The following is a 13,218-nucleotide window of genomic DNA, read 5'->3' as shown; positions in this document are numbered from 1 at the left end:
CCCTCCTCTCCTCCGGTGCGGGCCTGGCGCCCGTGAAGGAGGAGACACGTGGACCTGGAGCTCGGTGGCAAGGTGGTGCTGGTGACGGGGGGCTCGGATGGGCTGGGGGCGGCGGTGGCCCGGAGGCTCGTCCGGGAGGGCGCGAAGGTGGCCCTGTGTGCCCGGGGCCAGGACCGCCTGGAGGCCACCGCGGCGGCCCTGCGCGCGGAAGGCGGCGACGTGCTCACCGTCCAGGCCGACGTGTCCAAGGCGTGGCAGGTGGAGCACTTCGTGGACTCCGCGCTCGCGCGCTTCGGCCGGGTGGACGCGCTGGTGAACAACGCGGGCTCCGCCGCCGCGCGGCCCTTCATGTCGGTGACGGACGTGGAGTGGGAGGAGGACCTGAACCTCAAGCTCTTCGCCGCCGTGCGCGCCTCCCGGCAGGTGCTGCCCCTCATCCGCGAGTCCGGCGGCGGCTCCATCGTCAACGTGCTGGCGATTGGCGCGAAGACGCCGGGCGCGCACTCCACGCCGTCGTCGGTGTCGCGCGCGGCGGGCCTGGCGCTGACGAAGGCGCTGTCCAAGGAGTTCGGCCCGCACGGCGTCCGCGTGAATGCCGTGCTGGTGGGCATCGTCGAGAGCGGCCAGTGGGTGCGCCGGGCCCAGGAGGTGGGCAAGCCGGTGGAGTCCTTCCAGCAGGAGATGGCGCGCCACGCGGGCATCCCCCTGGGCCGGGTGGGCAGGGCCGAGGAGTTCGCGGACCTCGTCGCCTTCCTGCTGTCCCCGCGAGGGGGCTACATCAGCGGCACCGCCATCAACGTGGATGGCGGCCTGTCCGCCGCCGTGTAGTCCCCGCTGTCAGGAAGCACCCCTGCACCCGTCCGTGCACGGCGAGGACGGCCTTGTGCCGTCCGGCGACCGCGGCTGCTGAACCCTGGTCCCTCCATCTCTCTGTCACGTCCCCCCGGGGCCCGCATGCGTGCGGGAGCCGGGGCCATTCCTGAGTTGGGTCATGCAGCCGAACCTGAATCGGCTTCTCCGGGCACTCGCCCGTGAGGGGCTCGAGGTGACCTATGACGGTCGCCTCTACTCCGTGCGCCTCCTGGACGACGCCCATGCGCCGCCCGCCGAGGTGCTCCTCCCGCCGGACCTGCCCGTGGAGGGCAAGGCCTTCCGGCAGCTCGCCAACCTTGCCGCCCTGAAGCACCCGGGCGGCGGCCAGGTGCTGCGCGTGCGCGCCACCCCCGACTTCCACCCCGGTGACTCCGGTGTGGCCATCGGCTCGGTGCTGCACACGCGGGGCCTGGTCGTTCCCGGTGCCATCGGCACCGACATCAACTGCGGCATGCGCCTGCACGTCGCCGACGTCTCCGTCGACGCCTTCCTCGCGAAGCGCGACGCCTTCGTCGAGCGGATGAAGGGCCACTACTTCTTCGGCACGCGGGACGTCACCATGTCCTCGCGTGCCTCGGAGGCCCTGCTGCGCGACGGCGTCCCCGGCTGGCTGCTGGAGACGCTGGAGCGCCCGCTGGGCTGCGCGGGCCGGGCGGACCTCGCCCAGCTCGACGCGGAGGTGGAGCGCATCCACCTGGGCGGCGGGCTGAAGGGCAACCCGTCCTGGGCGCCCGACGTCTTCACCCGCGAGGGCGTGGTGCGTGACGCGGGGCTGGCCACCATCGGCGGCGGCAACCACTTCGTCGAGGTGCAGCGCGTGGAGGCCGTGGAGGACCGGGCGCGGGCCTGGCAGTGGGGTGTGCGCGAGGGACAGCTCGCGTTCATGATTCACTCCGGCAGCCGCGACGTGGGCAAGCACGTGGGCGTGGCCTGGCAGGAGCGGGCGCGCAAGGCGTGGCCCGTGGGCCAGCCCTTCCCGGACAGCGGCATCCTCCCGCTGGGCGACGAGCGGCTGGTGGCCGAGTACCTGGAGGCCGAGGCCACCGCCGCCAACTACGCCTTCCTCAACCGGCTGCTGCTGGCGGAATTGCTGCGCCAGACGCTGCGGGAGCTGTTCGGCGAGGTAGAGGCGCCGCTCGTCTACGACGTGCCGCACAACCTCACCCTGCCGTACGAGGGCGGGTGGCTGGCGCGCAAGGGGGCCTGCCCGGCGGGGGCGGAGCAGCCCGTCATCATCCCCGGCTCCATGGGGGCCACGTCCTTCCTCATGGTGGGGTGTGGCGACGCGGCGTCGCTGGAGTCCGCGTCGCATGGCGCGGGCCGGGCGCGCTCGCGCTTCAGCATGTCGCGCGGCGGGGCGGACCACAGCGAGGCGGCGTTGGGGCTCACCGGGGTGGACTGCATCAGCCTCCGGGCAGAGCGGCGGGTGGAGGAGGCGCCCGCGGCCTACAAGCCCATCCGCCCGGTGGTGGACTCGCAGGTGGAGGCCGGCATCGTCCGCGAGGTGGCGCGGCTGGCGCCCCTGCTCACCTTCAAGGCCTGAGCTCCGGACTTCGAAGTCTCGGGCGGGCACGTCATTTATCTTGGCGTGCTCGCCGTTCTCCGGGTGGAATGGCGCCGCCCGGGCTGGTGCCCGCGCACCACACCCACGCAACCCAGGGGAAGAGGGGCACATGGAGAACAACTTCGGGACACCGATGTCACCGGGCGGCTCGCCCGCGCAGGCCCGGGAGTCCGTGTCGATTCCGGCCATCCTGCTGATGGTGATGTCCGCGCTGACCATCCTCTATAGCTTGTTCAGCCTCGTGCGGCCCGTCGACTCGGCGCAGATGGACCAGATTCTCAACAACCCCGACCTGGCGCAGTTCCGGGGCTTCGCCGAGTTCATGTCCTCCACCGGGGGGCGCCTCATGGTCACCCTGCCGTTCCTCGTCCTCAACGCGCTGGTCTTCTTCGGCGCCCTGAAGATGAAGAACCTGCAGAGCTACGGGCTGGCGATGACGGCCGCCATCATCTCCATCATCCCCTGCTGTGGCCCCTGTTACTGCCTGGGCATCCCCGTGGGCATCTGGGCGCTGGTGGTGCTCCGCAAGCCCGAGGTCCGGGCCTCCTTCAGCTAGCGGGACTCAGTGCGTGGCCGGCTCCTCCCTATGGGCGGCGGCCGGCCGCCGCTTCTGCATCCGCACACACGCCAGCTGCACGTCTGGCGTGAGGGGCCTGCGGGCCGCGTGCATCCACACGTAGCCATGGCGCCGGTAGAACGGCTCGGCGTTCAAGCTGGCGTCCAGGCCCAGCAGCGGCACCCCGTCCCGCCAGGCCGCGGACTCCAGCGCCGCCAGCAGGGTGGTGCCCACGCCCTGGCCCACCTCGTCCGGCACCACGTAGAGGGCCTCCAGCTCGCCCATGCGCGTGTCCACCTGGCCGAAGCCCACCATGCGCCGGCCGCGCTCGGCCACCAGCACCGTGCGAGGCTTGTCCGGCCGGAGGTAGCCCTCCGGCCGCAGCAGCCGCACCCAGGTGTTCACCTCGTGCGGCGCGTAGACGCCCCGGCACAGCGCCTCCACCGCCTGCGTGTGGATGCGCCACAGGGTGCGCCGGTCCGACTCGCGCGCCGGCCTCAGGTGGAGCCCCCCCGCCGCACCCATGGCGTGCCTCAGGTCACCTTCATGCCCTTGGGGATGACCACCACCCCGCCGGGCGTGACGTGGAAGCGCCGCTTGTCCTCCACCGTGTCGTAGCCAATGGTCATCCCCGGCGGAATCTCCACGTTCTTGTCGATGATGGCCCGGCGGATGCGGCAGCGCCGGCCGATGGTGACGTTCTCGAAGAGGATGCAGTCCTCCACCTCCGAGTACGAGTTGACGCGCACCTTCGGCGACAGCACCGAGCGATTCACGCTGCCACCGGAGATGATGCAGCCCTCCGCCACCAGCGAGTCCATGGCATTGCCCACGCGGTGGTTCTCCTTGTCCGCGAAGACGAACTTGGCCGGCGGGTAGTTGTTGGGCTGCGTGTGGATGGGCCAGCGGTCGTTGTACAGGTTGAAGACGGGGTCCACCTGCACCAACTCCATGTTGGAGTCGTAGTACACGTCGATGTTCCCCACGTCCCGCCAGTAGCCGCGCTCCTTCGCCTCCTGGCCGGCAATCTCGTTCGTGGCGAAGTCATACACGTACACGGGCGCCGTCTTGTACAGCTCGCTGATGATGGACTTGCCGAAGTCGTGCGCGCTCGTCTCGTCCGCCGCGTCCCGCACCACCTCCTGCACCAGCACGTCCGTGCTGAAGAGGTAGTTGCCCATGGAGGCCAGGCACATCTTCGGGTTGCCCGGCATGGGCGGAGGATTCTTCGGCTTCTCCAGGAACTGGCGCATCCGCCCGTCCGGCCCCACGTCGATGATGCCGAACTCACGTCCCTGCTCAATCGGGACGGGAATCGCCGCCACCGTGCACGCGGCCTTCTTCGAGCAGTGGAAGTCCAGCATCTGCCGCGTGTCCATCCGGTACACGTGGTCCGCGCCGAAGACGAAGATGTAGTCGGGCTCCTCGTCGGTGATGATGTTGAGGTTCTGGTAGATGGCGTCCGCGCTGCCCTTGTACCAGTCCACGCCGGTCCGCATCTGCGCGGGCACCGCCTCCACGTAGTGGCCCAGGAAGGCCGTCATCCGCCACGCCCGGGACAGGTGGTTGTTCAGCGAGTCGCTCTTGTACTGCGTCAGCACCTTCATCCGGTACACGCCGGAGTTCGCGAAGTTGGAGAGGACGAAGTCGATGATGCGGTAGCGGCCGCCGAACGGCACCGCCGGCTTCGCGCGCTCACGGGTGAGCGGCTCCAGGCGGGTCCCCGCACCTCCTGCCAGAATCATTGCCAGTACCTTGGACATAGGCGGACGACGTTAACCGTCCTCCCCTGCCCGACAAGGGCACACGTGCCCGCTTGCCCGCCTTCGTTGAATGCCGAACCGCTGTTCAGGTGCCCCCGGCCGCCCCGGGGGCGCCGGATGTGGGAGAAGGGCTCCGCCCCGGGTTCCCGAGGGGAGCAGGCGGGGCGCGCGGGGAGCGCGGGGGGCCGGGACGCGGGCTCCGGGCCACCGGGCGAGGGCTCCGGGTGCGGGCTCCGGGCCACCCGAGTGCGGGCTCAGATCGACGGGTTGCGCGGCTTCCCCGAAGGTGGGCGGGCTGCTAGCCTCCCCTGGCGATGTCCGGAGACGAAACCCGAGTTACCAAAATCTCCACGCTGAAGGACGTGCGCTCCGAGCGCAGCACCGAGTGCTGCCTCGTGCAGATTCATGGTCCGGAGCTTGGCAAGAAGTACCTCATCGACTCCGAGCTGACCATCGGACGAGACCAGGGCAACCACATCTGGGTAGACCTGGACAACGTCTCTCGTCGGCACGCACGCGTGCTCGGCCGCGGTGGGCGGATGTTCGTGGAGGACCTGGGGTCCACCAACGGCACCTACCTGAACGACCAGGAGGTGCTGCAGGCCTCGCCGCTGCGCAGCGGGGACCTCATCAAGGTGGGTGGCTCCATCTTCAAGTTCCTCGATGGCGACAACATCGAGACCCAGTACCACGAGACCATCTACACGCTGACGATTGCGGACGGCCTCACCGGCATCAACAACAAGCGCTACTTCCTCGAGTACCTCGAGAAGGAGATGGGGCGCTCCAGCCGCTACACGCGCTCGCTCACGTTGATGATGTTCGACATCGACCACTTCAAGCAGATCAACGACGTCCACGGCCACCTGGCCGGGGACTACGTGCTGCGGGAGTTGGCCCAGTCCATCAAGCGCATGGTGCGCCGTGAGCAGTGCTTCGCGCGCTACGGCGGCGAGGAGTTCGCGCTCGTCATGCCCGAGGACGGGCCGGACAAGGCGCGCCTGTTCGCGGAGAAGATTCGCCGGTTCATCGCGGAGAAGGTCTTCGTCTACGACGAGAAGGAGATTCCCGTCACCATCTCCATCGGCGTGGCGGAGATGACGGCGGACATGACCGAGCCCCCGCACTTCATCAAGATCGCGGACGCCAACCTGTACAAGGCGAAGAAGACGGGCCGCAACCGGGTGGTGGGCTAGGCCGTGGCGAAGGAAGCGGGCCCCTCCGTCTTCGCGCGGTTCCTGCTGGTGCTGCTCGGCATCGGCTTCCTGGGCGCCGCCTGGGTGTGGAGCCACCGCTCCGAGCCCTGGGCCTCGCGCCTGGTGGACGAGGCGCGGCGCCCGCTGGAGCGGTAGGCCCGGCGGTGCGCGGGAGCCCGACTCGCGGGCCCCCACGTCCGGCGCGTGACTCAGGTGCCTTCGCGCAAGTCAGCCAGCCGGCCCTTGGTGCCCGGCAGGGCCTGGGGCGGCATCTTCCCGTAGATGTGCTGCACTGTCTCGGAGAGCGTCTCGTGGATGTCGCGCGCGCGGAAGCCCAGCTCGGCTTCGGCCTTGGAGGCGTCCAGCCAGAACCAGTGCTCGCCGATTTCGACTTCCTGCGGGTCCAGCACGGGCTTGGTGCCGCGCACCTTGGCCCAGCGCTCCAGCAGCTTGCTGCCCAGCACGTTGACCTGCGAGGGCAGGCGCAGCCGGGGGGCGGGCACGCCGGAGATGCGCTCCAGGCGCCGGAAGAAGTCCACCATGGGCAGATTCACCCCCATCAGGTGGCGGCCATACACCTCGCCCCGGGTGAGCGCCTGGACGAAGGCATCCGCCACGTCGCGCGCGTCCACGAAGGAGATGCCACCGCCAGGCATGGCCGGAATCTCCTGGTTGAGGAACTTCACCACCGTCCACGTGGAGGACAGCCGGTCATCCCCGGGCCCCATCAGCAGGCTGGGGTTGAGCACCACGAGGGGGATGGAGTGCTTGCGGCAGTACTCCAGCGCCAGCTTCTCCTCGTAGATTTTCGACAGGTAGTACGGCCAGCGTCCCACCACCGTAATCGGGTAGTCGTCGTCCTCGGTGCCGACGCGCTCCTCCTTGGACACGGCAATGGTGCCGGAGGTGGAGGCCAGCACCACGCGCTTCACGCCCGCCTCGCGCACGTCCCGCAGCAATTCGCGGGTGCTGTCCACGTGCAGCTCGAACATCTTCCGCGCGTCCTTAGGCTGGAAGGAGACGAGCCCCGCCAGGTGGTAGACGGCGTCCACGCCCTCCAGCGAGCGGCGCACCGCGTCCCGGTCCTTCAAGTCTCCGGGGACGTACTCCGTGCCCGCGTACGGCGTACCCGAGGGCTTCGAGCGGCCGATGAGCCGCACTGAGTGCCCCGCCGCCACCAGCCTAGGCACCAGGTGCGTGCCGAGAAACCCCGTGCCTCCCGTTACGAGCAGCTTCACGAGTCCTTCCCTCCGGTGGAGGCGCGGACGAGCGCCGTCGTAGTGGGCTCCTGCGCGGCGAGGTCCAACACCCGGCCGTCCTTCAGCGCTCGCATCGCGTCCTCGGCGATGCGGGTGGCGTAGCGGTAGCCCTCCGAGCGCGCCATGCCCTGCACTCGCGCCCGCAGCGTCTCGTGCCCCAGCACCGGGCCGATGCGCACCTCGAGGTTCTTCGACTTGGGGAAGACGGTGCCCTTGGGCAGCGCGTCGAAGGCGCCCTCGATGTAGAGCGGCAGCACGTCCACGTTGTACGTGAGGGCGAGGTAGCCCAGCGTGTTCTTGAACTCCAGCATCTCCCCCGTGGTGGAGCGCGTGCCCTCCGGGAAGATGAGGACGTTGTATCCCTGGCGCAGCGCCTCGCCCGCCATGCGCAGCGACTCGCGCAGCGAGCCCTGCCGCTCAATCGGCACCAGGTTGGTGAAGTTCTCGAACCAGGCGCGCTTGAGCGGCGTGTTGAAGAAGTAGTCGCGCGCCGCCAGCGAGACGAGCCGCTCGCCCTGGTCCCCGAGCGCCACGCGCACCAGCCCCGCGTCCAGGTGGCTGGAGTGGTTGGCGATGACGAGGAAGTTGCGGTTCTGCGGGACGAAGGGCTTGCCCGTCACCTTCGTGTCGAAGACGCCGCCGTAGAGCACCTTCTGCCCGAAGGCCAGGAGCTGCCGGCCCACGTCCACCACCACCTCGGGCACCGGAATCTCCACCTCCTCCGCGCGCACGTTCTGCTTGGAGATGTCCTTCGCCCGCGTCTCCACCGAGGGCCGCTTGCCGGAGGACGCCACCACCTTGCGCAGGTCCTCCACCGTCTGCACCTGCGTCAGGTCTTCGATTGCGGGCAGGGGCACGCCCGCGCCCTCCAGCGCCGAGGACAGCTCGGTGAGCATCAGCGAGTCGAAGCCCAAATCTCCGGAGAGCAGCGCGTCCGGCCGCACGTCCGCCACGGGCCGGTGGCACACCTCGGCGATGAGCGGGTAGAGCCAGTCCGCCATGCCGCCGGTGCCGGGGTGGGTCGCCTTCTCGCGCGCCTTGCTGGCGCTGGCCGCCATGCGCTCCAGCCGCTGCAGCTCTTCCACCACCTGCTTGCGCTTGACGCTGCGCTTGGCGGTGCGCGGCAGCTCGCCGTCCCACAGCTTCAGCACCTTCACGCGGCGGTAGAAGGGCATGTCCGCGCTCACCTTGCGGAAGTGCTCCTCCACCTCACGTCGCACCTCCTCGCGCGGGCGCTCGCCGTAGTCCGGCACGCACAGGCACGCCACCTTCTCGCCGCCCGCCTCGTCGGGCAGGCCGACGATGGACAGCTCCTTGATGTGCGAGTGCTCCTGGTACAGCTCCTCCAGCTCGTCCGGGTAGATGTTCTTCCCGTTGTGGTCGATGATGACGTCCTTCGCGCGGCCGACGAGGTACAGCCGGCCCTCCGCGTCCAGACGCCCCAGGTCGCCGGTGTGGAGCCACCCTTCCTTGAGCACCGCGTCCGTGGACTCGCGGTCCCCGAAGTAGCCGGGCATGACGTTGGGGCCCTTGGCCAGCACTTCGCCCAGCCCGTCGTTGTCCGGGTGGGCGATGCGCAGCTCGATGCCGGGCAGCGCGCGGCCCACCGTGCCGGGCTGGCGCTTGTTGCCGGGCTCCGTCACCGTCAGCACCGGCGCGGACTCCGTCAGGCCGTAGCCCTCGGTGATGTTGAAGCCCAGCTCGTGGAAGGCCTTGTGCACCTCGTCCGGCAGCGCCGAGCCGCCGGAGACGAGCACCTTGATGCGCCCGCCGAACTTGCGGTGCACGGGCCAGAACAGCAGCTTGCCCAGGTTGACGTTGGCTCGGTTGCGCAGCTCGCCGTGCGTGGCCATCAGCGCCTTCAGCGCCTGCTCCACGAAGGGCGGCCGGCTGGCGAACTCCTGCGTAATCTTGCGGTGCAGCAGCTGCCACAGCGCGGGCACGCCCACCATGGCGGTGATGCGGCCCGTCTCGAAGACCTCGCCCAGCCGGTCCGACGTCAGCTCGTCGATGTACGTGATTTCCGCCCCGCGCCAGAACGGCGTGAGGAAGCCGGCGGAGAACTCGAAGGTGTGGTGCAGCGGCAGCACCGACAGCACGCCGTCACCCACGCCCACGTCGAACACGCCGGCCAGCTTCGCCACCAGCGAGGCGAAGTTGCGGTGCGTGAGCATGACGCCCTTGGGCGTGCCCGTGGTGCCGGAGGTGAAGATGACGCTGGCCAGGTCGTCCGCGGAGGCCGACTTGCGCACGGGCCCGATGCGGTCCGGGTGCGCCGGGTTTCCCGTCATCGCCTCGGCGAGGCTCGCCACGGTGACGCCTTCACCCAGCGCGGAGATGAGGCCGGGGAAGTCCTTGGCGGCGTCCTCGGACAGCAGGCACGCGCGTGCCTCCGCCCGGCGGGAGATGTTGATGAGCTCGGCCTCGCTCAGGCCCGGGTCCACCGGAACCGCCGTCGCGCCCGCGCGCAGGATTCCGAAGTAGCAGATGCCCCACTCGGGCCGGTTCTCCGACACCAGCAGGACGCGGTCGCCCTGCTTGATTCCCTTGCCGAGCAGGTAGCTGCCCACGCGCGAGGCGTAGCGGTGCACCTCGCCGAAGGTGAAGCGCTCCTCGCGCTCGCCGGCCACCATGCGGAAGGCCACGCGGTGGCGGTACGCGTGCACCGTCGCCTCGAGCAGCTCCAGCAAGTCGCGGTGCGCGGGGATGACGGTGCGCTTCTCGCGCTCCTCCTCCAGGCCGGGGAACACCCACTTCTCCAGGCCGGGCAGGTGCGTCTCCATGAAGTAGGCGCGCCAGTCGATGTGCTCGGGGTCCCACGGCACCTTCAGCCGGTCCGAGTGCTCCATGCGCGCATAGACGGAGCGCGTGTTGTCGCAGCGGAAGACGTACCGGTTCTCGTAGAGGAAGGGGAGGAACAGGTCCGTCAGGGCGATGAGCCCCTTGTTCTGCTCCTCCACGTCGTCCAGCGACACCTTCGCCTTGTCCAGCATGGCCTGCACGCCGGGCGCGCCCCACGCGGGTCGCACCTCGTCGATGGCCTTCTTCAGGAACTTCGCGCCGCGCACCAGCATGGGCGCGCTGAACAGCTCGAACTCCTTCTTGCTGACGGGCTGCGGCTCCAGGCGCGAGCGCAGCGAGTTCATCAGCGCGTTGCCCGTCTCCTTGTTCCGGTAGTGCCGGCGGCGGTACAGGCCCACCAGCTCCACGGAGCGGCTGGCATAGAACGGGTTCACGTCACCCGAGGCCAGCTGGTAGACGCGGCGCTCCTCCACGTCGATGGCGTGCGCGGTGATGCCGATGGTGGCGCCGGACACCTGGTCCACCGGGATGATGTCCAGGATGGTGCTCTCGCCGGCGGGGATGCCGCCGGGGCTCTTGATGCCCGCGAAGGCCAGCGGCGCCGAGGTGGTGAAGCCCTCGTTCCACCCGGGGAAGGGGAAGTGGCGCGCGCTCTCCACAATCGACGGCCGGACGATGGAGTAGCGCAGGCCCGGCGTGCTCGCGAGCACCTGCTCGCCCAGGGACTTGGTGTACGTGTACGTGTTGGGCCAGCCCCAGTGGGCGGCGCGCTCCATGCCGGCGCGCACCAGCTCACCGCTGAGCCACAGCTTGCGCTCGCGGCCCACCGCCAGCCGCAGCGTCTTCTCGTCGTTGACGTCGCGGCCTTCTTCGACGAGTCGGTCCAGGGCCTTCTTGCGGAAGGTGGACGTGAGGGCCTTGTCGTCGGCCTGCTCGCGCAGCCGGGCGACGACGCGCTCCGCGTCCGCCAATTCCTGCGCCAGGCTGAAGTCGCGCCCGTCCAGCTCGTCCCGTTTGGGGAAGTAGCCGAGGACCTCCTCGTCCTCGAAGACGAGCCCGTCGCGGTTGCCCGCCACGAAGGCGGTGGACATGTGCACCAGCGGCACGCCCCAGCGCACCGCCAGCTCCGCGGCGAACTTCACGCCGTGGGTGTTGACGTTGAGGCCCACCTCCAGCGACGGGTTGAAGGACACCAGTCCCGCGCAGTTGATGAAGGCGTGCACCTTCCCGGTGAGCTCCGCGACTTGCGCCTCCTCGAGGCCCACCCACGGGTCGGTGATGTCGCCGTCCAGCACGTGGCACTTCTTCTGGATGAACTCCAGCGCGCCCGCGTCGCCGTACGCGTCGCGCAGCGGCTGGAAGGGCTCGCTGGTGGCCACCTTGTCGAAGAAGCGCCGCTCGGCGGAGGCCGCGCTGCCCTTGCGGACCAGCACGTACACCTTGTCCAGCTCCTGCCCGTACCGGTGCAGCAGCATGGACAGCGTCACCTTGCCCACGAAGCCGGTGGAGCCCGCGAACAGCAGGCGCTTGCCGGTGAAGACGCGGGAGACGTTCAGCTCCGGGAGCTGCCCCTGGCCCTGGCTCATGTCCGACCTCACTTCACGTCCACCATCACCGTCGGAGCAATCCGCAGCAGGCTGATGGTGGCCGAGCGGCCCATGAAGCCGCGCGCCTCTTCAATCGCCTCGGTGAGGGTGTCGGTGCGGTCCCAACCCATCAGGGCCGGGACGTGGTTGTTCTCCGCGCCCGCGACGATGACCTTGCCCACGTGCTGCCGGCCATTCTCGCCCCAGTACCACATGTAGAAGGGGTGCACGCCGTGGTAGGCGTTGCCCTTGCGGTACAGGTGCACGTAGCTGGGGTTCTCCGCGAACTCCTTCTCGTACTTGTGCTCCAGCTTCATCGAGTCGCGCGTCTCCGGCAGCAGCCGGTTGAAGAACTCGATGTAGCTGGGGTGGTGCTCGGGGTCGAACTCGTCGTAGGCCGGGTGCAGGAGAATCAGCACGCCGCCCTTCTTCACCAGCGGCACGCCGCGGTTCAGGTTGTAGAAGTAGCCCAGCCCCATCACCTGCACGAGCAGCGGGTTGAGGATGGAGTTGACGCTGTACGGGGAGATGAAGGGGATGGGGAAGATGACGATGTCACTCTGCCCCTCCACCGGCACCACGTACTGCTTCCAGCTCGTCTCCAGCGTCTTCTGGTGCGCGGGCTCGGTGGCCCCGGCGTACACGCCCGTGACGTCATAGGGCGCGGGCACGGCGCTGAGCACCTTGCGCGCCACGGCGCGCGGCATCTTCGACAGGGCGTAGCGCATGGCCTGGAACTTCAGCCGGTCGCCCTCGGTGTAGTCCTCTTCCTTCTTGGCGAGGAAGTCCGTGGGCGCGCCGAACATGCGGTTGTTCAGCGAGGTCTCGATGTGGAAGACCTTCAGGTGCTTGTCGATGTTCTTCCCGATGCGCTCGTTGCTCTTGTAGAGCGCGCTCGCCTTCGGCTCCATGTAGGAGTCCGACTCGCGGATGGTCTTCGGGTTGTGGTGGTGGCGCAGCGAGGCGTAGTTGGACACGCCGGTGCCCATGGACTTGTGCCCGCCATTCATGGGCACGAAGTTCACGTTCACGTAGATGATGAGGTCGCTCTCCGCCACGCGGCGGTTCACGGAGACCTCTTCACCATGGGAGGTGCGCTCCAGCGCCACGATGCCGTCCGGGTCCTCGGCGTCGTGGTTGTAGTAACGGTCCGGGTAGAACGCGTCGTAGATCTTCTGCCCCACCATGCGCCGCATCTCGCCTTCCGTCATGCGGCGGTGCAGGGCGTTGGCGATGACCAGGTGGATGTCGTCCACGCCGCTGTCGGCGGCCAGCTCCAGCACCACCTCCAGGATGGACTGGCGCACGTCCGGCGTCACCATGGGCGGCAGCGGCACGCTGATGTCGTCGATGACGCACGTCAGGCGCATGCCCGGCTTGAGCAGGGCGTGCAGCGGCTCCATGCCCTCCGGGTGGTTGATGGCCCAGCGGATGGCGGCCTTGACGTTGGGCACGCCGGCCATGGGGGGGCGGGGGAAGATGACCCGCGTACCGACGGGCAGGTCCTCCTGCAGGAAGCCCTCGCCGTAGAAGAGGGCCCGCGGGGGGCTGCCCTTCTCGGTGATGACGACCTGGCTTTCCTCGTCGTACAGCTTCTGGAGCGTCTTGAACGGGCGCAT

10 protein-coding genes are annotated in these 13,218 nt (G+C 69.2%); 5 read left to right on the top strand and 5 right to left on the bottom strand.

All coding sequences use genetic code 11. From position 1 onward, the window contains the following. The first annotated feature begins 48 nt into the window (after positions 1-48). The 3 genes from G4D85_RS01785 to G4D85_RS01775 all read left to right on the top strand — a co-directional run bounded on the left by G4D85_RS01785 (position 49) and on the right by G4D85_RS01775 (position 2,993). Positions 49-828 (top strand): SDR family oxidoreductase, encoded by a 780-nt coding sequence (locus tag G4D85_RS01785; protein ID WP_164007271.1) that lies wholly within the window; start codon positions 49-51, stop codon positions 826-828. 163 nt (positions 829-991) lie between these two features. After that, positions 992-2,416 carry an RtcB family protein gene (locus G4D85_RS01780; RefSeq protein ID WP_164007269.1) on the top strand — a complete coding sequence of 475 codons (1,425 nt, stop codon included), beginning with the start codon at positions 992-994 and terminating at the stop codon, positions 2,414-2,416. Between the two features lie 130 nt (positions 2,417-2,546). Beyond that, complete coding sequence (locus G4D85_RS01775) at positions 2,547-2,993, top strand: hypothetical protein (protein WP_164007267.1); 447 nt, start codon at positions 2,547-2,549, stop codon at positions 2,991-2,993. A 6-nt stretch (positions 2,994-2,999) separates the two neighbouring features. Here the strand turns inward: G4D85_RS01775 and G4D85_RS01770 are convergent, their stop codons facing one another. Next, positions 3,000-3,518 (bottom strand): GNAT family N-acetyltransferase, encoded by a 519-nt coding sequence (locus G4D85_RS01770; RefSeq protein ID WP_164007265.1) that lies wholly within the window; start codon positions 3,516-3,518, stop codon positions 3,000-3,002. Between the two features lie 8 nt (positions 3,519-3,526). Beyond that, on the bottom strand, positions 3,527-4,756 hold the full coding sequence (glgC, locus tag G4D85_RS01765; RefSeq protein ID WP_164007263.1) for a glucose-1-phosphate adenylyltransferase: 1,230 nt from the start codon (positions 4,754-4,756) through the stop codon (positions 3,527-3,529). A gap of 314 nt (positions 4,757-5,070) precedes the next feature. On the opposite strand from glgC, the gene G4D85_RS01760 reads away from it, so the two are divergent. Together G4D85_RS01760 and G4D85_RS48750 are read left to right on the top strand one after the other, a co-directional pair. Continuing rightward, positions 5,071-5,952, top strand: a complete 882-nt coding sequence (locus G4D85_RS01760; RefSeq protein WP_164007261.1) for a GGDEF domain-containing protein — start codon at positions 5,071-5,073, stop codon at positions 5,950-5,952. Positions 5,953-5,955: 3 nt separating this feature from the next. Further along, entirely contained in the window at positions 5,956-6,108 is a 153-nt protein-coding gene (locus G4D85_RS48750; protein ID WP_205525379.1) for a hypothetical protein, read from the top strand. A 53-nt stretch (positions 6,109-6,161) separates the two neighbouring features. Here G4D85_RS48750 and G4D85_RS01755 read toward each other — a convergent pair whose 3' ends face one another. Genes G4D85_RS01755 through larAH form a run of 3 tightly spaced genes read right to left on the bottom strand, consistent with a single transcriptional unit; the run spans position 6,162 to position 13,218 of the window. After that, positions 6,162-7,190: an NAD-dependent epimerase/dehydratase family protein gene (locus G4D85_RS01755; RefSeq protein ID WP_164007258.1), complete on the bottom strand. Its 1,029-nt coding sequence runs from the start codon at positions 7,188-7,190 to the stop codon at positions 6,162-6,164. Then, the gene (locus G4D85_RS01750; protein ID WP_164007257.1) at positions 7,187-11,599 is read right to left on the bottom strand and encodes an AMP-binding protein; all 4,413 of its coding nucleotides are present in this window, start codon (positions 11,597-11,599) and stop codon (positions 7,187-7,189) included. The genes G4D85_RS01755 and G4D85_RS01750 overlap by 4 nt, the downstream gene beginning before the upstream one ends. 8 nt (positions 11,600-11,607) lie before the next feature. Further along, positions 11,608-13,218 carry an NPN-dependent hydroxyacid isomerase, LarAH14/15/16 family gene (gene larAH / locus G4D85_RS01745; protein ID WP_164007256.1) on the bottom strand — a complete coding sequence of 537 codons (1,611 nt, stop codon included), beginning with the start codon at positions 13,216-13,218 and terminating at the stop codon, positions 11,608-11,610.

Origin of the sequence: Pyxidicoccus trucidator (assembly GCF_010894435.1) — a bacterium.
Classification (GTDB): domain Bacteria; phylum Myxococcota; class Myxococcia; order Myxococcales; family Myxococcaceae; genus Myxococcus; species Myxococcus trucidator.
Note: the sequence above shows the minus strand (reverse complement) of the source record. Positions and strands in the feature narration are given on the sequence as shown.